The organism is Pseudomonas sp. PS02303, assembly GCF_029959925.1.
GTDB classification, from domain to species: Bacteria; Pseudomonadota; Gammaproteobacteria; order Pseudomonadales; family Pseudomonadaceae; genus Aquipseudomonas; species Aquipseudomonas mandelii.
Genome location: NZ_JASCOM010000039.1, coordinates 13,322 through 38,834, shown reverse-complemented (window position 1 = coordinate 38,834; position 25,513 = coordinate 13,322). Strand labels below are relative to the sequence as shown.

The window sequence follows — 25,513 nt, the reverse complement described above, 5'->3', positions numbered from 1 at the left end:
GAGCCTTAGCGAGGGGCCGGACGCTTGGGGCGAGACTTTTTGGTTCCTTTTGTGGCGTTTGACAAAAGGGACTCGCCGTAAGGGCGAAACCGCCAGCCGCCGTTACCGCAGAAACGGATATGTACCCGGTAAACAAGAACCTGGTCGGCTATCAGGCCGCCAAGACCAAGATGAAAAGTCAGTACCCGTTCGACCCGAAATCAACCTGAAAATCAAACCCGGTGACCCGCTCAACACCCGTTTCAATCTGCCCATCCGGCAACAACCGCAACCAGCGATACCCCGGTGCCTGCTCTCCAACCTTGAAATCATCACTCCCAGGCTCAAACTGAATGCAAGTCGAAGGCGAAGCAATCAACCGCACCCCTTTGCGCACCTGATCAACCTCCTGATGCACATGCCCCCACAAAACAGCACGCACCTGCGGAAAGCGATCCAGCACCGCAAACAAGGCCTCAGGATTACGCAAGCCGATAGGCTCCATCCACAAACAGCCGATCAACACCGGATGATGGTGAAAGCAGACCAGATGATGCCGCTCCGGCGCCTCACTCAACGAACGCGCCAGCAACTGCAACTGCTCATCCTGCAAATAGCCCGGCACCGACCCCGGCACCGCCGAATCCAGCAAAGTCACCCGCCAGTTACCGACATCCACCACCGGCTCCAGCAACGCGCTTTGCACCGCCGCCTCGGCCATGATCCGCGGTTCATCATGATTGCCAGGAATCCAGCGCGCCGGCGCATCGAGCTGCCGGGTCAGGTCGCGAAACAGCTGATAAGACTCCAGCGTCCCGTCCTGAGACAGATCACCGCTGGCAACGATCAGGTCAATCTGCGGCTGCTGCAGGCGCACCAGCTCAATGACCTTTTGCAGGCTGTCCCGGGTATTCATGCCCAGCAACTTCCCGTCCGCTTCGGCAAACAGATGACTGTCGGACAGTTGCACCAGCAACGCCGAATCGGCGGTGGTCAATGTGGATACGCTCGGCAAGGCGTTCTCCCAGGCTGAATCACGGGATTGGATGAGTGCCGCAATTATGCTGGGGGACGATCAAAAGAGGAAACCTGTGAACCTGACGCAGTTCACACTCAGCGCACAACGGCGTACTCATGCCCACACGCCAGACAATGGCTCAGCCATTCACCCAGGAACATATTCAACTGGGCCTTTTCATCCGGCTGATGCATTGAGGCATTCGGGTAAGGATAGATGCCGCGAAAGCGTCGTGCATGTTCGGCGCTGACCACTTCGGCCATGCACGCATCGTGGTAGACCTGCACTTCCAGTTGCGGCACCGGCAGCCACGGCAGGCTGTGTTCCTGGCGCACTTGCAGGGTCGTGGTGTACGGACAGACCTGCAGCACTTCGAGAGCCAGTACGCCGAGCATCTGGTCACCGTGGGTCACGGCAATGCGCCGTGCCTCGGGTTCGTTGCGCATGTCCGGCAGCAGTCGCATGAGGCGCGCGTAGTTGGCCTCGCAGGAGGCTTGCAGCCCCACGAGGTCCACCCTGTAACGATCGCGCAGCTTGTTTACGACCATAGCCCCCTCACTTCAGCGCGGTTCAAGGCCAACCATTGCAAGGCAATGATGCTTGGCGCGTTGGCAATACGTCCGTCGCGGACGGCCTGCAAGGCATCTTCGAACGCCCAGACCGTAACGCGGATATCTTCTGCTTCTTCCTCCAGCCCATGCAGGCCGCCGACTCCGGTGCTGTCGCAACGCCCCAGGTACAAGTGCACAAATTCGTTGCTGCCGCCCGGCGATGGAAAGTATTTGGTCATCGGCCAGAGCGCCCCGAACACAAGCCCAGCTTCCTCCTGCGCCTCGCGGTGAGCAACTTCTTCCGGCACTTCATCCTTGTCGATCAGACCGGCGACCAGCTCGATCAGCCACGGGTTGTCGGTCTTGCCCATGGCGCCCACGCGAAACTGCTCAATCAGCACCACTTCATCGCGCTGCGGATCGTATGGCAACACGCACACGGCATCATGGCGAACAAACACTTCACGATTGATCTCGCGACTCATGCCACCGGCAAACAACTCATGGCGCAAGTGCACACGATCGAGCTTGTAGAAGCCCTCGTAGCACTTTTCGCGCCGAACGATATCAACGGCGGTCGGAATGGCGTTGGCAAAATCAGTCATGACAATCCTCGTTTACTGCAAATCCATGAAGAGGCTCCAACCTCGACTTCGCGCCATCCTAACGCGCCCGCGCCGTTTGATGCAGCCCCTTTCCCGTCAGCGAGATAGACGGTGAGGGCGAAACCAACTCTAATTAGCTTAGTGGCGAACTGACTGCTTCGTTGAGAGTCGAAGCGGATAACTTTTTGCCTTTCCCTGTTTTACGAAGGACGCCCATGTCGCTTTTTAAAATCGCCTCCGTGGCCGCAATCGCCCTGACCCTGGGTGCCTGCCAGAGTTTGTTCCAACCCAACTACCGAGCTCCGCTGGAAACTACCCGCGACGCCACCGAAACACTGAAACCGGGTTGCACGACGCCTGACTGCCCGCTCGTGAACATCGATACGCTGCGCTTCCCGGCCGAGCCTCAGCTTGACGGTATTGTCGAAAAGCGCCTGCTGCAAATGACCCGCACCTCGCCCGAAGCCCCTGCGGCACCGACGCTGGCGGCCTATCGCGATGAGTTTTTGCGCACCGCTGGCCCGCGTAACAGCAGCTACCTGCAAGCCAAGGTACGTGAGCAGCATGACGGCTTGGTGATCGTCGAGTTTTCCAGCTACCTGGACACCGGCGGCGCACATGGCACACCAGGCCGCGGCTTCATCAACTATTCGCGCCAGCAGCATAAAGTGCTGACCTTGTCCGACATGTTGGTGCCGGGTCAGGAAGAGGCGTTCTGGAAAGCCGCGCAAGTGGCGCACAACAGCTGGCTGATCAGCACCAAGCTCGATCAGGAACCGGAGTTCGTGAAGCAGTGGCCGTTCCAGAAAACCCAGAATGTGGCGCTGACCTACGGCGGGGTGATCCTCAAGTACGAAGTGAGCACCATCGCGCCTTACGCGCTGGGCCACGTCGAACTGAAGATCCCCTACCCGCGCCTGAACGGCATTCTCAAGCCCGAGCTGTTTCCCGGCCGTAACTGAAGGCCCGGCCCAGCACTAGCTGGAGCAACCCTGCCAGAATCAACGACGGCAGGGTTGCGCCGATGTCCGGATACAGATTGGCCAACAAATGATAGGTGCTCACCCCGCCCAACCAGGCGAGCAGCGCCGGCCAGCGCAACGCGGCTGACGCCACCTGAGCACTGCGTTTGCGCAAAATGAAGTGATCCACCAGCACCACGCCGAACAGCGGCGCAAACACCGAACCGATCAACAGCAGGAAGTTCTGGTACTGCGCCAGTGGCGCCAGGCACGCGATCAGTGTGCAAATCACGCCGATGGCCAACGCCAGGTGCTCGACTTTCAAGCGCAACAGAATCCCGCTGGAGACAGCCGCCGAGTGAATGTCGGCGAAGGCGTTTTCCGACTCATCCAGCAGAATCAGCAGCAGCGGAATGCCCAGGCCGGCACCCGCCAATGCCAACAGCAAGGCATTCACTTCACCGCTCGGCGCGAACGCCAGGGTGTAAGCCACGCCGAGGCTCATCAGCCAGAAGTTGCCGATAAAGAAGCCCAGCGCGGTGCCGCCGAACACGTTTTTCGCACGCTTGCCGAAGCGTGAGTAGTCGGCAATCAGCGGCAGCCACGACAGCGGCATCGCAATGGCAATGTCGAAGCCCACGGCGAAGGGCATCGAACCGTCACCGGCCTGTGCCCACAACGCGGTCAGATCGGCCTTGGCGAACAGGTTCCAAGTCAGCCAGATGCACGCGGCCAGCAGCAGCCAGATACCCCACTTGCGCAGGATTTGTCGCACGAACGTCAACGGACCGCTGACGGCCAGCAAGGTCGCCAAACCACCAAAGAACACGGTCCAGAGCAGCGGATTCGACAGCAGGCTGCCTTCGCTGAACGCCCGCGCACCCAGCAAACTGGCAGCGTCGCGCATCACAATGATTTCGAACGAACCCCAACCGATCAGTTGCAGCAGGTTCAGCACGGCCGGCAGGCTCGCGCCACGTTTGCCGAGGCTGAGTTTGAGCGCGGCCATCGACGACAGGCCGGTGTCGCTGCCGATCACGCCGACAGCGGCCAGCAGCAGAACGCCGACCAGGGTGCCGAGGAAGATCGCCAGCAACGAGCCGGACAGGCCCAGACCTGGCGCGAGCAAGGCGCCGGTCTGCAGCACCATCAGGCCGATGCCGAGGGAGAACCACAGGGAAAACAGATCGCGACCGCCAAAGACACGTTTGTCCATGGGCACCGCGATGTCGGGGGAATAAGTGCTGGGTTGAATGCTCAAGGGTGTTATCTCAATAAGAGCAGAGACAAGTTTCAAGCTGCAAGCTACAAGCTACAAGTTAGAAGCAAACCGCTTCTTCTTGCAGCTTGTCGCTTGTCGCTCGTGGCTAGATTTTCTTGTACAGCTGACTGCCTTCCTGCTTGAACCGCTCAGCCTGGTCCGCCAATCCCTGGGCGACTTCGGCGTCGACGGTTTCGATCCGTTGGTTAGCCGCGTATTCGCGGACTTCCTGGGTGATCTTCATCGAACAGAATTTCGGCCCGCACATGGAGCAGAAATGCGCGACCTTGGCCGAATCCTTCGGCAAGGTCTCATCGTGATACGAACGAGCGGTGTCGGGATCAAGGCCCAGGTTGAACTGGTCTTCCCAACGGAATTCGAAACGCGCCTTGCTCAAGGCATTGTCGCGGATCTGTGCGCCCGGATGCCCTTTGGCCAGATCGGCGGCATGCGCGGCGATCTTGTAGGTGATGATCCCGGTCTTCACGTCATCCTTGTTCGGCAGGCCCAAGTGCTCCTTCGGCGTCACGTAGCAAAGCATGGCGCAACCGAACCAGCCGATCATCGCCGCACCGATACCCGAGGTGATGTGGTCGTAGCCCGGTGCGATGTCAGTGGTCAGCGGACCGAGGGTGTAGAACGGCGCCTCGTCGCAGCACTCGAGCTGCTTGTCCATGTTTTCCTTGATCAACTGCATCGGCACGTGGCCAGGGCCTTCGATCATGCATTGCACATCGTGCTTCCAGGCGATCTTGGTCAGCTCTCCGAGGGTTTCCAGCTCACCGAATTGCGCGGCGTCGTTGGCGTCGGCAATTGAGCCCGGACGCAGGCCATCGCCCAGCGAGAAGCTGACGTCGTAGGCCTTCATGATTTCGCAGATGTCTTCGAAATGGGTGTAGAGGAAGTTCTCTTTGTGGTGTGCCAGGCACCACTTGGCCATGATCGAGCCGCCACGGGAAACGATCCCGGTGACGCGTTTGGCGGTCAGCGGCACGTAGCGCAGCAACACGCCGGCGTGGATGGTGAAGTAGTCGACGCCCTGCTCGGCCTGTTCGATCAGCGTGTCGCGGAACAGCTCCCAGGTCAGGTCTTCGGCGGCGCCGCCGACTTTTTCCAACGCTTGATAGATCGGCACGGTACCGATAGGCACCGGCGAGTTGCGGATGATCCACTCACGGGTTTCGTGAATGTGCTTGCCGGTGGACAGGTCCATGACCGTGTCCGAACCCCAGCGAATGCCCCAGGTCAGTTTCGCCACTTCTTCTTCGATGGACGAACCCAAGGCGCTGTTGCCGATGTTGCCGTTGATCTTCACCAAGAAGTTACGGCCGATGATCATCGGTTCCAGTTCGGTGTGGTTGATGTTGGCCGGAATGATCGCGCGACCGCGGGCGATCTCGTCACGGACAAATTCAGGGGTGATGATTTTCGGCACGCTGGCACCGAAGCTGTGACCGGCGTGTTGCTGGTCCAGCAGCCCGGCGGCGCGAGCCACTTCGAGCTTCATGTTTTCGCGGATGGCGACGTATTCCATCTCGGCGGTAATGATGCCTTTGCGGGCGTAGTGCATCTGGCTGACGTTGGCCCCGGCCTTGGCGCGGCGCGGGTTGTTCACGTGGGCAAAACGCAGCTTGGTCAGTTCGGCGTCGGCGAGGCGTTCCTGGCCGAAGTTCGAGCTCAGGCCGGACAGGCGCTCGGTGTCGCCACGGGATTCAATCCAAGGCGAGCGCACATCGGCCAGGCCCTTGCGCACGTCGATGATGACGTTGGGGTCGGTGTACGGGCCCGAGGTGTCGTACACAACGACAGGCGCGTTGATCTCGCCGCCGAAGTCGGTCGGGGTCACGTCGAGGCTGATTTCGCGCATCGGCACGAGGATGTCCGGGCGGGAACCCTGGACATAGATTTTTTGCGAGCGGGTAAACGGCTGAACCGATTGTTGATCGACTTGGGCCGAGTCACTCAGGTTCGTAGTGTTTTTTAGTTTTATCGTCATCACGGGCTCTCCAGACAGCATCCAGGCAGTGGAATTTTGTCGGAGCGAACCTGTAACGAATGGACGCGACCAATCAGCCATAACGAAGCCGTTGGTGCTGTGCTCAGTGCTCGAGGGGTGTTCGATTGTCGAACAACATCCCGGACGAAGCACAAGAGGACTCGCCGGGTGACGAGAAATCTTGTTCCCTACGCAGGCGCTAACCTGATCAGGTTCAACGGGATCCGAAATTATTCGATCTCAGCCTCATAGCAAGGCACCCCGACAAGAACCCGGCCAGTCTAGACACAACTGGCAAAGAACGCCAACACCGCGGTAAACACCATGATGAATGGCGCAATTACCGGATTGTTGCCGTGCTTGGCGACAATTACACTCGCCAAGCCATGCTGCGCCTTGACGCTGTATGGGCCGCGCCGTAGCCTTGGCGCTCAAATTATCAGCGTAATTTTAGGGATGGCCTCATGCTGCGCAACCTATCACTGGCCCTTGCCGTGTCTTGTGCGTCCAATGGAATGGCCTGGGCAGCAGAAGCGCCCTTATCGACCAAAACCGATCTGGTCAGCGTCTACCAGGAAGCGGTGGACAACAACGCCGACCTGGCTGCCGCCCGTGCCCAATACGGTGCCCAGAAAGAAGTGGTGCCCCAGGCCCGCGCCGGGCTGCTGCCCAATCTCTCGGGCGGCGCCGAGCTCGCCAACGTGCGCACCGCGATCGATCAGCCTTCGGCCACCGCCAACCGTAACGCTCATTCCTATCAAGCGACGTTGGCACAACCGCTGTTCCGTGCCGATCGCTGGTTCCAGTTCCAGGCCGCCAAGGACGTCAACGAACAGGCCGCGCTGCAACTCTCGGCAACTGAACAGAACCTGATCCTGCAGACAGCCGAAAGCTACTTCAACGTGCTGCGCACCCAGGACAACCTGGCCTCGACCAAGGCCGAGGAAGCGGCGTTCAAACGCCAGCTCGACCAGTCCAACGAGCGCTTCGATGTCGGCCTGTCGGACAAGACCGACGTGCTGCAGTCGCAAGCCAGCTACGACACGGCACGGGCCAACCGGATCCTCGCCCAGCGCCAGGTGGATGATGCGTTCGAAGCGTTGATCACCCTGACCAACCGCGAATACAACTCGATCCAGGGCATTGTCCACACACTGCCGATCCTGCCGCCATCACCGAATGATGCCAAGGCCTGGGTCGATACCGCGGCGAAGCAGAACCTTAATTTGCTGGCCAGCAATTACGCCGTCAGTGCTGCCGAAGAAACACTCAAGCAGCGCAAGGCGGGTCATGCACCGACCCTCGATGCCGTGGCGAAGTACGAAAAAGGTGATAACGACGCCTTGGGCTTCGGCAACCCGAACGCCTTTGGCCAGCCGTATGGCGGCAACGTCGAACAAACGACGGTGGGCCTGCAAGTGAACATCCCGATCTACAGTGGCGGCCTGATCAACTCCCAGGTGCGCCAATCGTATGCGCAACTGGACCAGTCCGAGCAGCAACGTGAATCCCTGCGCCGGCAAATCGTGGAAAGCACCCGCAACCTGCACCGGGCGGTGAACACCGACGTCGAGCAGGTGCAGGCACGCAAACAGTCGATCATCTCCAACCAGAGTGCGGTGGAAGCGACTGAAATCGGTTATCAGGTCGGCACGCGAAATATCGTTGACGTGCTGGATGCCCAGCGTCAGCTGTACACCTCGGTGCGCAACTACAACAACACCCGCTACGACTACATCCTCGACAACCTGCGTTTGAAGCAGGCTGCCGGCACGTTGAACCCGGGGGATTTGCAGGACCTGGCGCGTTATCTCAAGGCCGACTACAACCCGGACAAGGACTTCCTGCCACCGGATCTGGCGAAGGCTGCGGCGGCGCAGTTGAAGGCAAATCCAACGCAGTAAAAACCGGTTCTGTGGCGAGGGAGCTTGCTCCCGCTGGGCTGCGAAGCGGCCCCAACTCCTGCAACTCGCAGTTTCCTGACACACCGAGAAAGCCGGACTGACGACTGCTTCGCAGCCGAACGGGAGCAAGCTCCCTCGCCACAGGTATCAAGTCAAGTCGATCAACCGCCCCAACCCATCCAGTAGCCGCTGCAACGCGCCTTGATTAGTGCGCATCACTTTCAACCCAGCCTCCGCCATTCGCTGCGCATCGCGCGGCAATTCGAACAGCCGCTGCACCGCCAGCGCCAGGCCTTCGGCATCCTCCACTTCCTGCAACGCCCCGGCGCTGCGCAATTGTGCGGCGATTTCGAGGAAGTTGAACAGGTGCGGGCCGCACAGCACCGGTTTGGCCAGCGCCGCCGGTTCCAGCAGGTTATGCCCGCCGTTCGGCACCAGGCTGCCGCCGACAAACGCGCTGTCCGCCAAGGCATAAAGAAACAGCAACTCACCCATGGTGTCGCCCAGCAACACCGACGTATTAGCCGTGACCGGCTCGCCGGAGGAACGACGCACCGTGGCGAATCCCTGCTGCTGGCACAAGGCGAACACTGAGTTGAAACGCTCTGGATGACGCGGCACCAGAATCAGCAACGCACCGGGATGATTGGCCAGCAACTGACGATGGGCCGCCAGCACCACTTCGTCTTCACCTTCGTGAGTACTCGCGGCGATCCACACCGGGCGTTCCTGCGCCTGCCATTGCGCGCGCAATTCGGTGGCGCGCAGAAGCAATTGCGGATCGATGGTCAGGTCAAACTTGATCGAGCCGGTCACTTCGACAGTGTCCGCACGCGCACCCAGGTTAAGGAAGCGCTGAGCTTCGGCTTCGGTCTGCACCGCGAACAGGCTCATCTCGGCAAGCATCGGCTGGGTGAGTTTCCGGAAGCGGCCATAGCCCTTGGCCGAACGTTCGGACAATCGCGCATTGGCCAACGCCACCGCAATCCCGCGCTTGGCGCACTGATGGATGTGGTTCGGCCAGAGTTCGGTCTCCATGATTACCGCCAGTTTCGGCTGGACCCGATCGAGAAACCGTGCTGCCGCGCACGGCAAGTCGTAAGGCAAATAGCAGTGCTGGATGCGCGGCTCGTTGGCAAACAGGGCATGGATGCGCTCCGAACCGGTCGGGGTCATGCAGGTCACGGTAATCGGCAGCTGTGGATAACGTTGCAGCAGGGCGCGAATCATCGGCGCTGCGGCAATGCTCTCGCCAACGGACACCGCGTGCACCCAGATGCCGCCCGGCTTCATCGTCGGCAGGCCGAGGGAGAAGCGTTCGCCAATGCGTTTGGCATACGCCGGCGCCTTACGCGAACGCAGCCACAGCCGAATCGCTACCAATGGCAGCCCCAAGTAAAACAGCGCGGTGTAGAGAGTTCTATTCATGGCGGCGGAGTTTATCGGTTTTTTCGCCGATCGCCCGCAAATGCACGGCAAAACGTTCTGCCAGCCAACGAGCCGCCGGGCCGAGGGGTTCGTCGCGGCGCCAGACCAGCTCAACAACCAGCGCCGGCGGGGTCCATTCGCTGTCCAGTTCGACCATCAGGTCCTGATACGCCGGGTACTGCACCACGTGCCGTGGCAGCCAGGCCCAGCCGAGGCCGCGCACCAGCCATTCGGCCATCACGTAGAAGCTGTCGGCCCGCCAGACCTGCGGACTGGCCGGCTCACTGCCGGGATAGATACTGGACTGGGTGGACATCAGCAACTGACGGTGCTGCGCCAGTTGCTGACAATCAACGTGCGCCTGTTTCGCCAGGGGATGATGCACGCCGCATACGGTGAGCATTTCGACGCTGCCGAGCACCCGACGCTCAAGCGCTTCGGGGATCTGGTCGTGATAAAACAACAGTCCCAGATCGGCCCGACGCTCGACCAGTTTGCGCGCCACATCACCTTGAGCGGCACTGGTCAGCTGCACTTCAAGGCTGGGAAATTTGTCGGCCAGGGCTGCAAAGCTTTCGATGATCGGCTGATAGGGCATCGCCTCATCCTGAGCCACGCGCAAACGCGCTTCCTGTCCGCGCATCATCGCCAGCGCCCGACCGTTCAGGCGCTCGCACTGACGCAAGACTTCCCGCGCCTCCTCCAGCAAGGCATTGCCGGCCTCGGTGAGTTTCGGCTGCCGGCCGCTGCTGCGGTCGAACAGGCTGACGCCGAGGTCTTCCTCCAGCAGCGCAATCGAACTGCTGACCGCCGACTGCGCCTTGCGCTGAACCCGTGCTACGGCAGAAAACGAACGCTGCTCCGCTACGCTGACAAACAGGCGCAGCTGCTCCAGATTCCATTGCATGCTCATGAGTCAACCCATCTTCAGAACAGATAGGTAATGACTTTACCGCATCTGGAGAATCTCTAGAATGCCGAACTCAGACAGCAACACTTCACACGAGGATGCACCTATGACCGCTTACTACTACCTGGCCATTGCCATCTGCGCCGAAGTGATCGCGACCGTTTCAATGAAAGCCGTCAAAGGCTTCAGCACCCCGCTGCCGCTGATTCTGGTGATTGTCGGTTACGGCATTGCCTTCTGGATGCTGACCCTGGTGGTGCGCAGCGTTCCGGTGGGCGTCGCTTATGCGGTGTGGGCCGGTTTGGGCATCGTGATGGTCAGCATCGCGGCGCTGTTTATCTACGGGCAGAAACTGGATGTACCGGCGATGCTGGGGATGGCGTTGATCGTATTGGGCGTCGTCGTCATCCAGCTCTTCTCCAAAACCGCTGGCCACTGACTGTCACCCCAATCCCCTGTGGCGAGGGAGCTTGCTCCCGCTCGGCTGCGAAGCAGTCGTAAATAGCCTGATGCGGTTTATCTGAATAACCGCATCGTTAGATTTTGGGGCCGCTTCGCGACCCAACGGGAGCAAGCTCCCTCGCCACAGGTCCTGCGTATAGCCTCTGTTGATCAGCAATAAAACCTCCAATCTTCGAGTCTGTATACTGCGCCCTCGTCTTGAACACTGAGGTCGCTGCATGCCATCCGTTATTTCCACCGACGTTCTGATTGTCGGCGCTGGTGTCGCCGGCCTCTGGCTGAATGCGCGCCTGCGTCGCCAGGGTTTTTCGACCGTGCTGGTGGAAAGCGCCAGCCTCGGCGGCGGGCAGAGTGTGAAGTCCCAGGGCATCATCCACGGCGGCGCCAAGTACGCGCTGCATGGCGCCCTGACCGGTGCCTCGGAAGCCATCGCCGACATGCCACGCCGCTGGCGTGAAGCCCTTGCCGGCGACGGCGAGCTGGATCTGACCGGCGTGCGCTTGCTGTCCGAAGCCCATTACCTCTGGTCCCCTGGCACCCTCGCTGGCAACCTCACCAGTTTCTTCGCCAGCAAAGCCGTGCGTGGCCGTGTCGATCAGGTCAAGGGCGACCAACTGCCGCCGGCCCTGCAAGACAAGCGCTTCAAGGGCAAGGTTTACCGATTGGCGGAACTGGTCATCGACGTGCCAAGCCTGATTCAGCGCCTGGCCGACTTGGCCGGTGATGGCCTGCTCGCCGGTCAGAAGATCGAACCGTTGCTGGAGGCCGGGGTTCTGGTGGGCCTGAAGGTCGACGGACGTGAGATCCGCGCCCAGCGCATCGTGCTCAGCGCCGGTGCCGGCACAGCGGCGTTGCTCGACGCCCTGGGGCTGAGCCAGCCCGCCATGCAACGCCGGCCGTTGCACATGATCATCGCCAAAGGCCCGAGCCTCAAACCGCTGTATGCCCACTGCCTGGGCGGCGGCACCAAACCGCGCCTGACCGTGACCACCCATCCGGCCGCCGATGGCCAATGGGTCTGGTACATGGGCGGCGATATCGCTGAAGCCGAAGGGGTTGCCCGTGAACCCGCCGAGCAAATCGCCACAGCGCAGAAAGAACTTGGCCAGTTGCTGCCATGGATCGACCTGAGCACCGCGCAATGGGCCACCTTGCGTGTGGATCGCGCCGAACCGCTGCAATCGGGACTGACGCGCCCAGACAATGCCTTCCTTGCCGAAGAAGGCCGGCTGCTGGTCGGTTGGCCGACCAAACTGGCACTGGCGCCGGACTTCGCCGACCGGGTCATCGCGTCTTTACAGCGTGACGGCATCCAGCCAAGCCATCCAGCGCCGCTGCCCGACCTGCCAAAACCGCCGATTTGCGTTCCAGCCTGGGAGCAACTGCTGCCATGAGCGTAAAGACCCTGCACGACCTGCATCGCCCCCTCGGCAGCACCGGCCTGCTGGTTTCACCGCTGGGCCTGGGCACGGTAAAACTGGGCCGCGACCAAGGCGTGAAATACCCCAACGGTTTCCAGATTCCCGGCGATGACGAAGCGCGCATGCTGCTCAAACTCGCGCGCGATATGGGCATTAACCTGATAGACACCGCCCCGGCTTATGGCCGCAGTGAAGAGCGCCTCGGCCCGCTGTTGCGTGGTCAGCGTGAGGACTGGGTGATCGTCAGCAAGGTCGGCGAAGAATTTGCCGACGGCCAGTCGAGTCACGACTTCAGCGCCGCCCATACTCGACGTTCAGTGGAGCGCAGCCTGCAACGCCTGGAAACAGATGTTATCGATCTGGTGCTGGTGCACTCCGACGGCAACGACCTGGCAATTCTCAACGACAGCGAAGTCTACGCGACCCTCGCCGCGCTCAAGGCCGAAGGCAAGATTCGCGGCTTCGGTTTTTCCGGCAAAACCGTCGAAGGGGGTTTGAAGGCTCTGGAACAGGGTGATTGCGCCATGGTCACCTACAATCTGAACGAACAGAGCGAGAAGCCGGTCATTGACTATGCTGCTGCTCACGGCAAAGCCATTCTGGTCAAAAAAGCCCTCGCCAGCGGTCACGTCTGCCTGAGTCCGGGCGTAGACCCGGTGCGCGCCAGCTTCGAGTTGTTGTTTGAACATCCGGGTGTTGCCAGTGCTATTGTCGGGACCATCAATCCGCTGCACCTCGCCCACAACGTCGCGACCGTTGCCCAGGTCCTACGTAGAAACTGATGCCGCCCACGCGGCCTTAAGCAGGAGCCGACATGCCGCGCACGCTCATAAGAAAGAACCCGAGCAACTTCAAGACCCTGCCGTTGTACGTCGAAGCGACTCCCGAAGGCTTGAGCTATCAGAGCGTCGGGATGCCGCTCAATTTCTCCCAGACCCTGCAACGTCGCCGCCCTGTGACGGTGCCCGACACTGAGCGCTTCTCGCTGGAACTGGCCAACCTTGGGGTCTCGGTGCGCCTGACCCTGCATTGGCAGAATCGCGATTACTGGGTCTTGGTGCGTCAACGCCGGCAAGACCGCGGCGATGTGGTGCTCAAGTTAATCTCCGGTTACGTGCCAGCCCACGAGCTGAACCTGCCACTGCATACGGCGATCCAGGAGATCGCCGAAGAGTGCCTGCTGGAAACCCCGGAAGGCTGGCTCGGTGGACGCTTCAATGACACCTGGCTGCCGGCGCCCTACTCCTCGGCGCTGCATTATCGCGAGGCATTACCCTTTCGCCTGACGCCGTTGTCCGGCTCCGCACGGCCTGTGCGTTGCGCCAAGATGCAGTTGATCGAACGTCCGCGGGCTTACGTGCATTTGCCGACGGCTTCGCTGCAATTGATTTATGACTTGCGCCTGGACGTACCCAAGGAAGCCAAGTCCCTGAGCCTGTTTCATGTCGATGAGCGACTGGAGGGCGATCAGCTGGTGGCCCGGCTCGATCGCAAGCGCCCCGATTTGTATTTGATGCCGCTGCAGGACGGCCAGCCGATGGCCGAGCTGTATACCTTGAAAAAGGATCAGCTGTACCCGGCGAGTACGCGCGGGCTGTACCTGGCAGAGAGTTTTGCCCAGCAGGAAGGCTGGCTGGTGCGCGATGAGCGGATTCGCTGGAAGGATTGGGTACGGCAGCAGGGGTTGAGCCCGCCGGGGAAGGATTCGGGTCTGGCCCGGTTACGCGGGAAGGCGAAGCAATTGCTGAAGAAGATTGTGCCGCGTAAGGCAGTGCGATAGGAACAAGAGTGCTTGTGTGGCGAGGGAGCTTGCTCCCGCTCGGCTACGCAGTAGCCGCACCGGCTAACGAGTATTCCCTGAAATCACGCGGTGTATGGTTTTGGGGCCGCTTCGCAGCCCAGCGGGAGCAAGCTCCCTCACCACAGTGACCGCGTCGTCTTCAGTTATTGCGGATTTTTTCGACTATTGCGGTAGTCGAACTGTTTGCCACCAGCCCCAGCACTTTCACGGTTCCGCCGTAAGCGGTCACGATGTCCGCGCCGACCACCTGGTCGATCCCGTAATCCCCGCCCTTGACCAACACGTCCGGCTTGACCTCGCGCAGCAGGTTTTCAGGGGTGCCTTCAGGGAAGCTGATCACCCAATCCACGGCGCCCAGACCGGCCAGTACGGCCATGCGACGGTCGACGCTATTGATCGGACGACCCGGCCCTTTCAGGCGGCTGACCGAGGCATCGTCGTTGACCGCAACGATCAGACGATCGCCTTGGGCGCGTGCCTGCTCGAGGTAGGTCACGTGGCCGGCGTGCAGGATGTCGAAGCAGCCGTTGGTGAAAACAATCTTCTCTTTATGTGCTCGCGCATCGTCGACCGCCAGCAGCAACTGCTCAAGGCCCAGCACACCGCGCTCGGAACCTTCTTCGCGCTGGATGGCACGACGCAGTTCCGGGGCACTGATCGCCGCCGTACCGAGCTTGCCGACGACGATGCCCGCCGCCAGATTGGCCAGGGCCACCGCGTGTGGCAGCTCTTCGCCCGCGGCAATCGCGGCCGCCAGCGTGGAAATCACCGTGTCGCCGGCACCGGTCACGTCGAACACTTCACGCGCACGAGCCGGCAGGTGCAGCGCCGGATGGTCCGGGCGCAACAAGGTCATGCCGTGCTCGCCACGGGTCACCAGCAACGCGCCGAGGTCCAGGTCGTGCATCAACTGCGCGCCCTTGCTGACCAGCTCGTGCTCATCGGCGCAACCGCCGACGATGGTTTCGAATTCGCTGAGGTTCGGCGTGATCAAACTCGCGCCACGGTAGATCGAGAAGTCCTTGCCCTTGGGATCGGCCAGCACCGGAATGCCACGGGCACGGGCGGCCTGGATCAGCACCTGATGGTTTTTCAGTGCGCCTTTGCCGTAGTCGGACAGCACCAGCACCTTGATGCCTTCGAGCAGTTCGTCGACCTGCTCGCCCAGCGCCAGGGCGTCGGTGGCGAAAGGTTCTTCGAAGTCGATACGCAGCAATTGCTGGTGACGGCTCATGACCCGCAGCTTGACGATGGTCGGCTGGTGCGCAATGCGCTGGAACAACGCCCGCACGCCAGCGCCCTTGAGGCTATTGGCCAGGCTGTCGGCAGCTTCATCGTCGCCGGTCACGCCGACCAGAGAGGCCGGTGCGCCGAGGGCGGCAATGTTCAACGCAACGTTGGCGGCACCGCCCGGGCGGTCCTCGATTTGCTCGACCTTGACTACCGGCACCGGCGCCTCAGGGGAAATCCGTGAGGTACCACCATGCCAGTAACGGTCGAGCATGACATCGCCGACCACCAAGACAGGGGCTTGATCGAATCGCGGCATGGACAACTTCATGGAGCAACCCACATACAAAATGAACAGGGGCGCGATATTACCACAGGGTTGGCGCAGGCTTGCGCGACGGCTGCAACGGGATGGCCTTCAGGGTAAAACTGTTCATTTATTGAGCAAAAATGCCGTCAGTCGAAGGCAAGCGTCTGCCAGGCCCAGTGCCTCGGTATCGATCTCGCACTCGGCCGACAGCGGCGCCTCGTACGGGCTGTCGATGCCGGTGAAGTCCTTGATGCGCCCTTCCCGTGCGGCCTGATACAAACCTTTCGGGTCGCGTTGCGCGCACACCGCGAACGGCGTGCTGACATACACCTCGATGAAATCGCCTTTGGCGAATAAACGACGTGCGGCCTCACGCTCGGCGCGAAAGGGCGAGATCGCCGCAACGATCACAATCAGGCCGGCATCGACCATCAGCCGCGCCACCTCGGCCATGCGCCGGATGTTTTCCCGGCGACAATCCGCTCCCATCCCCAGATCACGGCACAAACCAGCGCGCAAGTTATCGCCATCGAGTAGAAACGTGTGCAGCTCGAACTGATTGAGCCGCAGCTCAAGGGCGTTGGCCAGGGTCGACTTGCCCGCCCCCGACAACCCCGTCAGCCAGAGGCAGCGCGGTCGCTGGGACTTGATCGAGGCCCGGGCTTCATTCGACAGCGACAAATTGTAAGGTCTGATGGCGCAAGCGGGCATGGATAGCACCTCATTCATAACCAAGCAGCTCGTAATCACGCTGGTACGCCCGCCGTACCAGCCGACGGGTCCGAACCGAGCAGAAGTCACGGGCCGGCATCGACTGCCGCTGCCGGGAACTGTTGACGTGCGGCAGCAACGCCGAATGTCCCAATTGCTCGCAGACCAGCTGGAAGTCCCGCTCCAGATGCTCCTGGTAACCCATGAAGTCCAACGCAAGATGCCCCAGGGAGTCGGTGAGAAAATCCGTCTGCGCGGCGAAATGCAGTTGCTGGCGGATCGTTTCAGGGTGCAGCCAGCGACCGACAAAGTCGTCGAAGTCGCGGTAATGGCTGACCAGTTTCTGCGCCGCGTGATCGCGCGGTCCCAACGCGTTGCCTCGCAAAAACGCGTAGGCGGAATAGGCCCTCTCCAACGGGTCGCGAACGAAAGCGAATTTGAAACAGGCGGCGAACTGCTCGGGAAACTGTTGTTCGTACCAGTACAGCGGCAAGTGACCCGGGCTCCAGTTATCGAACAGCGCCGCGCAGACGCTGCTTCCGGCGCACTTGGGGACATGAATGAACAGACAGGAGCGCTGTTCGAAGGCCTTGGGAAAATGCAGGTTGGCCGACATTGACTTGTTCACCACCTGACGGTCGACCACCGACAGGCGCCCCAGCAGGAAAGCCCGTTGCGGCTTGGGCAGGAGTTTCCAGAGATAACGTTGCAACATGAAAGCACCCGCGCGAAAGGGATGGTCCTCTCGATTGAAGTCAAGGTTCGTTCAGGAACATTAACAAGCGCGGAGCGTAGTTTTATTCAGGTTTGGTCAAGGAAGGTAAAGGTCTTGATACAAATCACCGGGCACATTGCGCGCCCGGTGAACAAGGGTCAGGCGATGTCTTCCGCCGGGGCGTCGAGGCCCATGGCATTCAGTCGGGCGTAATAGCCATTGTGCGCCAGGAGTTCGGCATGGGTGCCGCGCTCGACGATCCTGCCCTGGTCCATGACCAGAATCAGGTCCGCCTTCTCGATGGTCGACAAGCGGTGAGCGATCACCAGGGTGGTCCGGCCTTTCATGACCTGGTCCAGTGCCGCCTGAATATGCCGCTCGGACTCGGTATCGAGGGCCGAAGTGGCTTCGTCGAGAATCAGCAATGGTGCGTTCTTCAACAAGGCACGGGCAATCGCCAGGCGCTGGCGCTGTCCACCGGACAACAACACGCCGTTCTCGCCGACCTGGGTGTCCAGGCCCTCGGGCAATTGTGCGATGAAGTCCATCGCATAGGCGTCTCTTGCCGCTTTTTCGATGTCTTCTCGGGGCGCGCCAGCCAGATCGCCGTAGGCAATGTTATTGGCCACGGTGTCGCTGAACAGGGTCACGTGCTGGGTCACCTGGGCAATGTGCTTGCGCAGGTTCAGCAATTTGTACTGCTCCACTTCCACGCCGTCGATCAGGATCTCGCCCTTGTCGTGGTGATAGAAGCGCGGAATCAGGTTGGCCAGCGTCGACTTGCCGCTGCCCGAACGCCCGACCAGTGCCACCATTTGCCCCGGCTCAACCGAGAAACTGATGTCGTCGAGGACCTGGCGATCAGTGTCCGGGTAGGTGAAGCTCAAGTGGCGCACATCCAGACGACCGCTGACGGCATCACGCTCGACCGTGCCGGTATCGATTTCCGGTGCGACGTCTAGCTGCTCGAAGATGCTCTCGGCACCAGCCACACCTTTCTGGATGGTCGAGCTGACTTCGGACAATTGACGGATCGGCTTGGGCAGCAGGCCGGCCAGGGTGATGTAGGCGACCATGTCACCGGCCGACGCATCGCCGCGCAGGTACAGCACCAGGAACATCAGCACCGCCATGGCGCTGTAGATCACCAGTTGCAGCAACGGCGTGTAGATGGCACCGGTACGGGTCATGCGCAGTTGTTTGTCGGTGTTGCCCTGGCTGGCATCGTAGAAACGTTTCTCTTCGTAGACTTCGCCGCCGAAGCTGCGCACCACGCGATAACCCTGGATGGTTTCCGAAGCCACGTGCGTCACGTCGCCCATGGCCAGCTGGATTTTCTTGCTCTGCTTGCGAAATTTCTTGCTCGCGGTGCGTACCATCAGGGCGATCAACGGCAGGATCGCAACCATCACCAGGGTCAGCTTCCAGTTCATGAACAGCAGCGAGGCGAACAGGAAGATGACCGTCATGCCTTCTCGGATAACGACCTTGATCGCATCTGTTGCCGCCCCGGTGACCATCGTCACGTTGAAGGTGATACGTGAAATCAGATGACCCGAGTTATGCTTGTCGAAATACCGATTGGGCAAAACCAGCAGGTTATTAAACAACTGCACACGTAAATCATGGACCAGCCCGAGGGAAACCTTGGCCAGAAAGTAGTTGCCCAGATAAGATCCCAGCCCCTGCCATGCGGCGATCAGGATGATCAGCAACGGCACCGCCTGCAGCAGTTGCAGGTCTCGCAGGTAAGGCACGGTTGGAAACAGCACTGCCTCGGGGTTGGACAGGCCGTCGACGAAGTACTTGAGGATGTAGCCGAGCATTGGCTGCGTCGAAGCGAAAATCAGAAAACCGACGATGCTGATCAGAAACAGGCTGATATACGGCCGGACATAGCCGAGCAGGCGGAAGTAGATTTTCAAGCTCGAAGGGCTTGCGGAGAGACTGGAGTCGGTCATATCACGCGAATGTCGATAAAAAGGACGCTGACTTTAGCACAGCTTCCTCAGGGTTCTGGCAATCGCATAAAGGCTGTTATTGTTACGCGTCAGATTAAGCATCAAATAGCCATCGCTCCAAAATGGCCGATCAACTTCAGGATTGAATCTCTCAGCATGCAACTCAGCGGTTTCAATAGCGTATCCAATCGAGTCTTCGATTTCATTTGCCTCTGGATTCTTCCACTCGGCTATCTCTTGCTCCTGTGCGCGCTGTTTTTCCTGCCGGGTCGAAGTGTGCATCACAAGCTTTTTTATGGCCTGTTCAGCATTCCAGCGCTGATTACCCTTTGCTTGCGGCCCCGTGAATTCAAGGAATTGCTGCGCGAACCGATCTTCGTCGCTGCGTTGCTGTTCGCGGCCTGGGCGCTGATCAGTTTGTGCTGGGGGCCTGGCAGCGATCGCATCGCCGCCCAGTTCAAACCCCCGCTCCATACCCTGCTACTGTTCGCCGGCTGTTACTTGCTCGTGCGTTATCGCAGCGAAATCGTCCAGCCTTTGCTGTTCACCGCGGCGATGGTCGGGCTGATCGGTACGGTCTATAACCTGTTCATGTACGCTCGCATCTACGAGCCAGGCTTGCGCCTGATTGGCGGAGGCGCGTTCGATAACCCGCTGCTCGCCTCCCACATGTACGGCTTTTTCTGTGCTTACTGGCTGAGCCTGAGCATGATCTGCAAGCGCCGGCAGATGCTCTGGCTGAGCATTCCTGCAATGGCCACGATGTTCGCTGCCGTGATCGCCACCGGTTCCAGAACCCCCCTGGTCGCCCTGACACTGGCCGCGCTCTGGCTGGGCTTTATCTGCTGGAACCGCCGCTCCGTTGTATTACTGAGCGCCCTGATCGTCAGCAGCGCGGCCGTGGCGGCGATGTTTTCACACATGATCATCGAACGCGGCGACTCCTATCGCTTTGAAATCTGGCAGTTGGCCCTGAACAAAATTGCCGACCACCCATGGATCGGTCATGGCTACAACGCCGATCTGACCCTCGACCCCGGCATTGGCTACTCTTTGCAGGAACCGCACAGTTTTGCCTTGGGAGTGCTCTATTACGTCGGTATTTTCGGTTTGTTGCCGTGGCTGTTTTTCCAGGGCTGGGGATTATTGAGCAGCTGGCGCCATCGCGTGCAACCGCTGTTCATCATTGCGTCCACCTGGCTGATATTCGGCATCGGCGCAGGTTTGACTGAAGGGGGCGGGATCATTTCCCGACCGAAAGAACACTGGTTCCTGCTGTGGATTCCGCTGGCGCTGATCGCTGCGTTGAGCATCAACCAGCGCGCCAGACGCCTGCTGGCAATACCTGTCAAGACGCTGGGGCCGACCGCTCAACAGCAGTTGATCAGCGACGCACAAATCATTGAAGAAGATGGTCTGGGCCCCAAAGTCCTGCGCCTGGTCGATGGCAGCTTCCTCAAGCTGTTCCGGAGCCGCCGCTGGTACACCTCGGGTAGCTTCAACCCCTATTCCGAACGCTTTGCGGTCAACAGTGAGCAATTGCGCAACCTCGGTATTCCCACCCCGCAAATCCTTGACCTGTATCGGCTCGACGATGGCAGCAGCGCCGTGCACTACTCGCCACTGCCGGGCAATACGTTGCGTCAGGTGCTGCAAGGCATTACCGCACCGGCGGTACGCCAGGCGCTGGTGGAGCGGTTCGGCAAGTTCATGGCGCAACTGCATGAACAGGGCGTCTATTTCCGCTCGCTGCATCTGGGCAACGTGCTGGTGTTGGAAGATGGCGAGTTCGGCCTGATCGATGTCGCCGACATGCGCATCTATCCTTCGTCGCTGAGCCTGTCCCTGCGTCAGCGTAATCTGCGCCATATGCAGCGCTACACGGTGGATAAGCGCTGGTTGTTCGAAGACCATTTCGAAGCACTGCTCCAGGGATACGCCATGATGGCGTCGAAATCCGCTGTTGATAACCTGCACAGGCAAGTGCTGGCCGGGAGTTCCCCGGCCCGGGCTCATTGATGACTGAAACCAATCCATTCATTGCGCTGGCAGCCTACCTGCTGGCCATCGTGACCGCCGCCCTGCTGTTGCGCGCCGTTCCGAAAATCACCCGTCACCTGGAGCATTCCGGCGAAAGCCGCTATGCCAGCATCGACGGACTACGCGGCTATCTGGCGTTTGGTGTGTTCGTGCACCATTCGGTCATCACCTGGATCTTCCTGCGCACCGGCGTTATCGAATTTCCGCCAAGCAACTTCTACTCGCAGCTGGGCCAGGGAAGCGTCGCGCTGTTTTTCATGATCACCGGTTTTCTGTTCTGGAACCGATTGCTCACTCAGGGACGTCAACACGACTGGCTGGCCTTCGCAGTCTCTCGGGTGTTTCGCCTCTACCCGTTGTACCTGCCGTTGATGCTGATTGTATTTGTCACGGTGTTCTATTTGCAGAACTGGGAACTCAAGGACCCCGGCATCCGCCTGGCCGGGCAGATTCTGGCATGGCTGACCTTCGACCGACCGGACGTCAACCAGTACCACCAAACCGGCATGCTGATCTCCAACGTCACCTGGACCCTGGGCTACGAGGTGTTTTTCTATCTGGCGCTGCCATTGGCCGGCATGGTCTTCATTTATCGCGGCAGCTGGCTGCAAGTGGTGCTGTGCCTGATCGGCATTTACGCTCTGTACCAATTGGTCGGGTGGGAGCACTCACTGAAGAAGCACTTTCTGGCGAGTTTCCTGGGCGGCATTGGGGCGGCGTACTGGATACGCCGCCCTCACTTGATGGCCTGGGGTCAGACGCGACTGGCGGGGATTATCGCGTTGCTGGCGCTGGCGATTGCCTTTACGGCATTCAACCGCGCGTTCAACCTGCTGCCACTGCTGCTGCTTTCCCTGTTTTTTGTCATCGTGGCCTCTGGAAACACCCTGTTCGGCGCTCTCAAGCCGCGCAGCATCCGCTGGCTCGGGGAAATCAGCTACAGCACCTATTTGCTGCACGGGTTCGTGCTTTGGGTGATGGTGCAACGCCTGCCGCTGGTGATGGACCTGGACGCTCGTGACACTTGGACCTATCTGTCGCTGCTGGCCGTATGCACGTGCCTGCTGATTGTCATCAGTAGCCTGACGTTCTTGTACATAGAAAAGCCAGGCATGTCGGCCGGCCGCAAACTCTTGCAGTGGCTGCGCCAAGGCAAAAAGGCCGAAAAGAGCCTGACGGAGAAGGTCGCTCGCTGAAGCGAACAGCCCCCTTTCCAAAGTTGATAACGCATCCTCTGTAGCAGCTGGCAAAACCGGACGCAGGTTTCGCCAGCTGCTGCACAGATCGCGATACGACCTTAGTCTTTTTCCAACGGCGAGAAATACAGCCGCCCCAGACCGCGCCAGGTCTTCTTGTTCCAGGCCCTGAACGGGATCTGCGCCAGCAGCTCGCGGGCGAGCTTGCGGTCACGGTTGGCGGTCTTGAGGAACATAGAACTGAGGAACTTGTAACGCACCTCGTCGTACAGCGGATGATCGCTGAACAGCGCGTAGGAGCGCAGGATGTTGTCGACCATGAAGCGGTGGTTCTTATAGGAGTTGGTGGCGTGCTTGCGATAGCGCGCCATCAGCACATTCAGGCCATCGATAAAGTAACCGGCACGGGTCACCTTCAGCTCGATCAGCAAGTCTTCCAGTCGGATGTTCGGATCGAACCCACCCACCTTGTCCAGCGCTTCCCGGCGGATCATCAGGGTTGGTGCGGGCGGATAGGGTTTGCGCTCCAGGAACATGTCATCGAAATCCAGACGACGGAACGGCACATCACGGCGCTGACGCTTCTCCGGATACAGATTGCCGTCGGCGTCGATCAGCTCGATGTTGCCGGCGCAGATACCGACCTCGGGCTTGCCATCCATGTACGCCACCTGAGTCGCGATGCGCTCCGGCAGCATGATGTCGTCGGAACCGAATGGCACGATCAGACTGCCCTTTGAACGGGCAATGGCGGCATTGAGCGTGTTGGTCAGCCCCTGGTTCTGCTGAACCTGGAAATCGAAACCGTACTGCGCCTGCAACACCTTGATCCGCTCGACGCTGTCATCCTTGGAGCCGTCGTCGACCACCAGCAGCTCGATGTTCTTATAGGTCTGGTTGAGGACGCTGAGAATGCTTTCCTCGATATAGGGAGCGTGGTTATACGACGCGATGATGACAGTTACTAGAGGTTGCGCATCGCTCATGGTTGTTCCTTGCGGGCCTGTTCCAGGCCGGAGTCGATCAGGTTCAGGTATTCCTGGCGGAACACCTCGATGTCATGTTGTTCCTGGAGATAACGGAAGGACTGCTCGCCCTTGACCTTGAGCTCGTCATCCGACAGCCCGAGGTAGTTATCCAGTGCCGTGATCAGGCTCGGCACGTCTTTTGGCGTAATCGCCAACCCGCCGGCACCTTCGATCAACGGCAGCATGGCCGGCACGTTGGAGGCGATCACCGGCAGGTGCCCGCTCATGCCTTCGAGCAGCGCCAGTCCCAAGCCTTCAGCCAGGGACGGCATGGTCCAGATGTCGAACGCGCGAATGTACTGCAAGGCGATTTCCTTGAAGCCCAGCAGGTGCGCGCGACCGGTCAGGCCCAGGCTTTCGATTTCGGATTTCAGGCGCGACTCTTCGCGGCCGGCACCGATGATCGCCAACTGGGTATTGGGGTATTTGTCTTTGAGGGCAGCAAACGCCTGCAACAGATAGGTGTGACCCTTGACCGGCACCAGGCGACCCAGCGCCCCGATCAAGCGCACCGACGGATCGATGCCCAGCAGTTCACGGGCACGCTCGCGGCTGTGCTGCAAGCCTTCGGCCTGTTCGATGTCGATGGCGTTGGTAATGGCGTAGGTATTCTGGTCGGTGAAACCGCAGTCACAGTCCAACAGGTACTGCTTGACCGCCGGCGACACACCGACGAAGCGCCAGTGACGATCGATCAGGCGCTGGGTCTGGCGACGCCGGTAAAACCGGTCGTATTCGCCAAATCCGTGGGAAATGCCGATGCACAGCGGGACCTTCAACCAGCGGTTGAGCGTCAGCATCATGTTTACCGGCTTGAAGCGGTTACAAATCACCACGTCGAATTTTTCTGCGCGGCAAAACTTGTACAGCTGCCACATCGCCCGCAGGCGCATGCCCTTGAGGGACTTGTCGGAAAACTCGAAGTACACTGAACGGTCGGCCCGGCTCACAGCCTCGCCCGGCCCGGGTTTGCCACGCAGGAATGCCGCCGTGACCTCATAGCGATCACTCGGCAGCGCCTTGACGATCTGCTCCGCGAGGTCGGCAAAATCATGGGCTTTGACGTTGTAGTCAGGCTGCAATTGCAGAACCTTTGACCGTTGACTCATAACTCTCCCCGGTGAAAACCTGTCGCATCGATGACCCAGGCCGGTTCGGCGGCAATACGCCTGACCTCGGCTGGATCGGGTGGAGGTAACCGTGACCACTCGTTGCGTTTCCAGCAAACAAAATGGAAGTACGGAAACCGGCGATCGCCATCGCGATCATTACTCAAACAGCCATTACGCCAATACCAGCGTTGCGGAAAATCATCAGTGCCGTCGTGCCACTTGATGCAGCCACCCGGCGTGCTGAACGCCTCGGTGAATTCGCTGCGCCGACGCCACGGATTGAACTTGCCCACCAAAGTGAACAAAGGCTCGGGGAAATTCTTGCGCCAGAGAAAGATCCGACTGAATGCGCCCTCGTCCAGCGCATGATGCTCCTGATCGGTGAAGCGCTTTCGCCAGTCCTTCATCTGCATGAACAACTCACGTTTGCGGGCGTTGTTGCGCATCAGGCAGAGATGCCCTGCTACCCGCCGCTCGTGAGTCGAGAACAGGTCATAACCGGCCAGACGATCAGGGGTGAAGTAACTTCGCAGGTCACCATACACCAGATCAATATCGCCGAACCCCCAGAAGTCATAGCCTTGCAAGCGGTCGGCATGAATATGCCCCAGCGCCGGCTTGATGTCGCAAAGCTTGTAAGCTGTATCCGGTGCAAAATCGATGCCCAGCCGTTTTGACACCAACCCGCAGTATTCGCTGAACGTCATGAACTCGACGGTGACGTTGGGTGGCAGGTTATCGGGCGTGCCGCAATCGCTGAACAGCAACCAGTCGATATCGGCATTGCGACGACAACTTTCCAGGAAAAACGGCATCCAGAACGGCCATTGGCCGAAATACGGAATCAGAAAAACAATGCGCGGGCGTGGGTTGATCACAGAAGAATCACTGCAGTGGTTTAAGACGCGGCCA

General features: G+C 60.0%; 23 protein-coding genes and 1 riboswitch. Of the genes, 8 read left to right on the top strand and 15 right to left on the bottom strand.

The genetic code is table 11. The features are described 5' to 3' along the window. Nucleotides 1-178: 178 nt before the first annotated feature. From cpdA to QMX98_RS12385, 3 genes are all read right to left on the bottom strand, one after another. Entirely contained in the window at nt 179-994 is an 816-nt protein-coding gene (cpdA, locus tag QMX98_RS12395) for a 3',5'-cyclic-AMP phosphodiesterase (protein ID WP_083375186.1), read from the bottom strand. A 98-nt stretch (nt 995-1,092) separates the two neighbouring features. Then, complete coding sequence (locus QMX98_RS12390) at nt 1,093-1,545, bottom strand: DUF1249 domain-containing protein (RefSeq protein ID WP_008153350.1); 453 nt, start codon at nt 1,543-1,545, stop codon at nt 1,093-1,095. Continuing rightward, nucleotides 1,536-2,153, bottom strand: a complete 618-nt coding sequence (locus tag QMX98_RS12385) for an NUDIX domain-containing protein (RefSeq protein ID WP_010464243.1) — start codon at nt 2,151-2,153, stop codon at nt 1,536-1,538. The genes QMX98_RS12390 and QMX98_RS12385 overlap by 10 nt, the downstream gene beginning before the upstream one ends. Nucleotides 2,154-2,368: 215 nt before the next feature. Here QMX98_RS12385 and QMX98_RS12380 point away from each other — a divergent pair, with 215 nt between their 5' ends. Next, nucleotides 2,369-3,115 (top strand): RsiV family protein, encoded by a 747-nt coding sequence (locus QMX98_RS12380; protein ID WP_010464245.1) that lies wholly within the window; start codon nt 2,369-2,371, stop codon nt 3,113-3,115. Here the strand turns inward: QMX98_RS12380 and cytX are convergent. Continuing rightward, nucleotides 3,084-4,376 (bottom strand): putative hydroxymethylpyrimidine transporter CytX, encoded by a 1,293-nt coding sequence (cytX, locus tag QMX98_RS12375; RefSeq protein ID WP_083375187.1) that lies wholly within the window; start codon nt 4,374-4,376, stop codon nt 3,084-3,086. The genes QMX98_RS12380 and cytX overlap by 32 nt on opposite strands. Before the next feature lie 106 nt (nt 4,377-4,482). Beyond that, the gene (thiC, locus tag QMX98_RS12370; protein ID WP_077747667.1) at nt 4,483-6,372 is read right to left on the bottom strand and encodes a phosphomethylpyrimidine synthase ThiC; all 1,890 of its coding nucleotides are present in this window, start codon (nt 6,370-6,372) and stop codon (nt 4,483-4,485) included. 168 nt (nt 6,373-6,540) lie between these two features. Then, nucleotides 6,541-6,646, bottom strand: a riboswitch (TPP riboswitch). A gap of 190 nt (nt 6,647-6,836) precedes the next feature. Here thiC and QMX98_RS12365 point away from each other — a divergent pair. Further along, a complete protein-coding gene (locus QMX98_RS12365; RefSeq protein ID WP_221108122.1) occupies nt 6,837-8,276 on the top strand; it encodes a TolC family outer membrane protein in 1,440 nt (479 codons plus the stop codon). A 147-nt stretch (nt 8,277-8,423) separates the two neighbouring features. Here the strand turns inward: QMX98_RS12365 and waaA are convergent, their stop codons facing one another. Continuing rightward, nucleotides 8,424-9,704, bottom strand: coding sequence for a lipid IV(A) 3-deoxy-D-manno-octulosonic acid transferase (waaA, locus tag QMX98_RS12360; RefSeq protein WP_282410830.1), 1,281 nt, complete (start codon nt 9,702-9,704; stop codon nt 8,424-8,426). Beyond that, on the bottom strand, nt 9,697-10,617 hold the full coding sequence (locus tag QMX98_RS12355) for a LysR family transcriptional regulator (RefSeq protein WP_282410829.1): 921 nt from the start codon (nt 10,615-10,617) through the stop codon (nt 9,697-9,699). The genes waaA and QMX98_RS12355 overlap by 8 nt, the downstream gene beginning before the upstream one ends. 103 nt (nt 10,618-10,720) lie before the next feature. Here QMX98_RS12355 and QMX98_RS12350 point away from each other — a divergent pair, with 103 nt between their 5' ends. The 4 genes from QMX98_RS12350 to QMX98_RS12335 all read left to right on the top strand — a co-directional run bounded on the left by QMX98_RS12350 (nt 10,721) and on the right by QMX98_RS12335 (nt 14,277). Continuing rightward, nucleotides 10,721-11,053 (top strand): multidrug efflux SMR transporter, encoded by a 333-nt coding sequence (locus QMX98_RS12350; RefSeq protein ID WP_010464258.1) that lies wholly within the window; start codon nt 10,721-10,723, stop codon nt 11,051-11,053. Between the two features lie 241 nt (nt 11,054-11,294). Then, nucleotides 11,295-12,470 (top strand): FAD-dependent oxidoreductase, encoded by a 1,176-nt coding sequence (locus QMX98_RS12345; RefSeq protein ID WP_200667552.1) that lies wholly within the window; start codon nt 11,295-11,297, stop codon nt 12,468-12,470. Then, on the top strand, nt 12,467-13,279 hold the full coding sequence (locus QMX98_RS12340; RefSeq protein ID WP_282410828.1) for an aldo/keto reductase: 813 nt from the start codon (nt 12,467-12,469) through the stop codon (nt 13,277-13,279). The genes QMX98_RS12345 and QMX98_RS12340 overlap by 4 nt, the downstream gene beginning before the upstream one ends. A gap of 32 nt (nt 13,280-13,311) precedes the next feature. Continuing rightward, nucleotides 13,312-14,277: a hypothetical protein gene (locus QMX98_RS12335; RefSeq protein ID WP_010464265.1), complete on the top strand. Its 966-nt coding sequence runs from the start codon at nt 13,312-13,314 to the stop codon at nt 14,275-14,277. A 160-nt stretch (nt 14,278-14,437) separates the two neighbouring features. Here QMX98_RS12335 and hldE read toward each other — a convergent pair whose 3' ends face one another. The 5 genes from hldE to QMX98_RS12310 all read right to left on the bottom strand — a co-directional run bounded on the left by hldE (nt 14,438) and on the right by QMX98_RS12310 (nt 19,507). Then, nucleotides 14,438-15,859: a bifunctional D-glycero-beta-D-manno-heptose-7-phosphate kinase/D-glycero-beta-D-manno-heptose 1-phosphate adenylyltransferase HldE gene (gene hldE, locus QMX98_RS12330; RefSeq protein ID WP_010464267.1), complete on the bottom strand. Its 1,422-nt coding sequence runs from the start codon at nt 15,857-15,859 to the stop codon at nt 14,438-14,440. Between the two features lie 102 nt (nt 15,860-15,961). After that, nucleotides 15,962-16,567: an adenylyl-sulfate kinase gene (gene cysC, locus QMX98_RS12325; protein ID WP_077747662.1), complete on the bottom strand. Its 606-nt coding sequence runs from the start codon at nt 16,565-16,567 to the stop codon at nt 15,962-15,964. Further along, nucleotides 16,560-17,264, bottom strand: a complete 705-nt coding sequence (locus QMX98_RS12320) for a sulfotransferase family 2 domain-containing protein (protein ID WP_077747661.1) — start codon at nt 17,262-17,264, stop codon at nt 16,560-16,562. The genes cysC and QMX98_RS12320 overlap by 8 nt, the downstream gene beginning before the upstream one ends. A gap of 158 nt (nt 17,265-17,422) precedes the next feature. Then, a complete protein-coding gene (msbA, locus tag QMX98_RS12315) occupies nt 17,423-19,225 on the bottom strand; it encodes a lipid A export permease/ATP-binding protein MsbA (RefSeq protein WP_145310717.1) in 1,803 nt (600 codons plus the stop codon). A gap of 33 nt (nt 19,226-19,258) precedes the next feature. Then, the gene (locus tag QMX98_RS12310) at nt 19,259-19,507 is read right to left on the bottom strand and encodes a hypothetical protein (RefSeq protein ID WP_282410827.1); all 249 of its coding nucleotides are present in this window, start codon (nt 19,505-19,507) and stop codon (nt 19,259-19,261) included. On the opposite strand from QMX98_RS12310, the gene QMX98_RS12305 reads away from it, so the two are divergent. Together QMX98_RS12305 and QMX98_RS12300 are read left to right on the top strand one after the other, a co-directional pair. Next, entirely contained in the window at nt 19,502-21,244 is a 1,743-nt protein-coding gene (locus QMX98_RS12305; RefSeq protein ID WP_282410826.1) for a bifunctional O-antigen ligase/aminoglycoside phosphotransferase family protein, read from the top strand. The two genes, QMX98_RS12310 and QMX98_RS12305, sit on opposite strands and share 6 nt — an antisense overlap. Continuing rightward, a complete protein-coding gene (locus QMX98_RS12300) occupies nt 21,244-22,461 on the top strand; it encodes an acyltransferase (protein ID WP_282410825.1) in 1,218 nt (405 codons plus the stop codon). Before QMX98_RS12305 ends, QMX98_RS12300 begins: the two co-directional genes overlap by 1 nt. A 101-nt stretch (nt 22,462-22,562) precedes the next feature. Here QMX98_RS12300 and QMX98_RS12295 read toward each other — a convergent pair whose 3' ends face one another. Genes QMX98_RS12295 through QMX98_RS12285 form a run of 3 tightly spaced genes read right to left on the bottom strand, consistent with a single transcriptional unit; the run spans nt 22,563 to nt 25,479 of the window. After that, nucleotides 22,563-23,447, bottom strand: coding sequence for a glycosyltransferase (locus QMX98_RS12295; protein WP_172792084.1), 885 nt, complete (start codon nt 23,445-23,447; stop codon nt 22,563-22,565). Further along, entirely contained in the window at nt 23,444-24,598 is a 1,155-nt protein-coding gene (locus QMX98_RS12290) for a glycosyltransferase family 4 protein (RefSeq protein ID WP_172792083.1), read from the bottom strand. The genes QMX98_RS12295 and QMX98_RS12290 overlap by 4 nt, the downstream gene beginning before the upstream one ends. Beyond that, nucleotides 24,595-25,479 carry a DUF6625 family protein gene (locus QMX98_RS12285; protein WP_010464281.1) on the bottom strand — a complete coding sequence of 295 codons (885 nt, stop codon included), beginning with the start codon at nt 25,477-25,479 and terminating at the stop codon, nt 24,595-24,597. The genes QMX98_RS12290 and QMX98_RS12285 overlap by 4 nt, the downstream gene beginning before the upstream one ends. Between the last annotated feature and the right edge of the window lie 34 nt (nt 25,480-25,513).